The 1388-nt window shown below is 75.8% G+C and carries 1 protein-coding gene; it reads right to left on the bottom strand.

Translation table 11 applies throughout. The features are described 5' to 3' along the window. Positions 1-42 precede the first annotated feature (42 nt). Complete coding sequence (locus tag ACFQ8C_RS37020) at positions 43-552, bottom strand: DUF6328 family protein (RefSeq protein ID WP_383466357.1); 510 nt, start codon at positions 550-552, stop codon at positions 43-45. Between the last annotated feature and the right edge of the window lie 836 nt (positions 553-1388).

Genomic DNA, 1388 nt, shown 5'->3' with positions numbered 1-1388 from the left:
CCTCTTTTCCGTGCCGGGCGTCCTTCCGTCCCCGCGTGGGAGTCAGTCCCCGCTGGAGTACCGCGTACGGACCCACAGGGGCAGGGCGAACCAGCAGATCAGGTACCAGGTGAGGACGCCGGCGACCAGCCAGGGCACGTACGGGTCGTGCGTCGCCACCCTCAGGATGAGGAAGAGGGCGGCCGTCAGCGTCGCGAGGAGGAGCAGGATCCCGGTGAAGGTGAGCCGGGAGGCCCAGACGACGGCGTGCGGCTTGACCTGCCGCCCCGACACGATCCGGTGGAAGGAGACGGGACCGATCAGGGCGCCCGTCGCCAGCGAACCGAGGACGACGGTGACGAGGTAGATCGTCTTGTCGGTCTGCGCCAGCTCGTGGAAGAGCGGGGTGAACACCACCGTGAGGAGGAAGCCGAGGAGGATCTGGACGCCGGTCTGGGCGACCCGGATCTCCTGGAGGAGCTCCTGCCAGCGCCGGTCCGCGCGTTCCTCCTCCGTCTCGCTCCGCCCGTCCGGGCCGTCGGCCGACCCTCCGTCGTTCGCGTCGCGCCGCACCTCGTCGTTCGCGTCGCGCCGCACCTCGTCGTTCGCGTCGCGCCGCACCTCGTCGCGCTCGTCCTGCGGCGTACCGTCTTCTCGTCCGTCCACGAAGATCCTCCTGTGAAGTCCGGGCGGGAGCGGACCCCGCACCGGCCTGGTCCGGCGGCGCTCGCCCATCATCGGACGCGGGCGCCCCGGAGGCGGCGCACCGCGCGGGCCAGGGGCGTCCGCCTCCGGGCCGGCAGGGCGGAAGCCCCCGGGAATCACCGGGGGCTTCCGGCCGCGGCAGGGTGCCGCGTGAGGCACCGCGCGGGCGGGCCGCCCCTCGTCCACGGCGAGGACCGCCCGGGCCGGCGCCGCGGACGGCGGGGCCCTCCGGCCACCGCCTCGTCCCGTCCCGTCCGCGCGGCGCGGCGGGGGGTCGCGGCGGGATGCTGCGCGTGGTTCCACCGCTCCGGCCCGTGGCGCTGGGGCCCTCGGACGGGACTGCGGACTTCCGCGACGGCGTCGTCGCCGGAAGGCCTGTCGGGCGAGCGATCGGTGCCGCGGGGACGCGTCGTGCCGCCCCTGCGGACACCGGTCCTCGGCGGGATGCGGGCCGCCACGAACGTGGCGGGGTTCGCCGCTCGGACGTGGCCTCCGGCCGGGTTCGCCATGGCCGCCGTCCCGCCGGACCTCGTCGCCCGACCGTCCGTCACCGCTCTTTCGGTGCCTTTCCGTTCGCCTTGCCGCTCGGCGGGCCGTCAAACCCGAAGGGCCCGGTCTTTCGGACGCCGGACGCCGGGCGTCGACGCCGGCGGGGTCGCGGCGAACGCGCGACCGCCCCGCACCGGAGGGGGCCGGTGCGGGGC

The sequence above is a fragment of the Streptomyces sp. NPDC056503 genome (assembly GCF_042794995.1).
Lineage (GTDB): Bacteria > Actinomycetota > Actinomycetes > Streptomycetales > Streptomycetaceae > Streptomyces.
This window is presented reverse-complemented; position numbering and strand designations above follow the sequence as displayed.